At 63.3% G+C, this 610-nt stretch carries 1 protein-coding gene; it reads right to left on the bottom strand.

Annotated elements, in window-relative coordinates; translation table 11 throughout:
• On the bottom strand, window positions 1-471 hold a 471-nt coding region (locus AC1DZC_RS20115), incomplete at its 3' end, for a helix-turn-helix domain-containing protein (protein WP_477044509.1).
• Window positions 472-610: the final 139 nt, after the last annotated feature.

The raw sequence follows: 610 nt of genomic DNA, 5'->3' as shown, positions 1-610 counted from the left end.
GATCGCCTCCTCCTCCGCCTTTTCGCGCCGGTGTTTTTCCAGGCGGACCTGGGCCTTCTCCAGCGCTTCGACCAGGTTGAAGTCCTCCGGCGCTTCCTTGACTGCGCCCCATCGTTTCGGTCTGCGGCTGGCGAGCCATTGCCGGGCGGCACCGACATCCGCCGGAACATGGACGCGGATCGGCACGATCACCGGCTCCTTCGAGCCACTCGGGTGGAAGATTTTCTTATCGTCATAATCATAACCGCAGGCACGCTCGTACAGGGCGCGCTCGACGCGGTCGTCGGCCAGTTCCTTGCCGGTCCGGAGCGCCTCGGCGAAGTCGTCATGCTCGGCACGCCAGCGATAGAAGGTGCGCACGCAGACGCCGAGGATATCGGCGATCTCGCGGTCGGTTGCGCCGTTGCGGCAGAGTTTCCGCGCCTGCTCGGCGAAATCGGGACGATAGGGGCTGGGGCGACCTCGGGACATGACGCCGGTTTAGCGGGGTGCGGGGGATGGTTGAATCAAGCTTTCGGGTGCCAGAATTCAATGCGCGCGTGTGACAAAAGTCAGCGCAATTGTCGCGCCGAAATTGGCGATTCACAAAGGAACCGCGCGACAAATTGGC

The sequence above is a fragment of the Cellulomonas sp. P2_B4 genome, assembly GCF_056404795.1.
The sequence above is the reverse complement of the archived record's forward strand: the minus strand, read 5'-3'. Positions and strand labels throughout refer to the sequence as shown.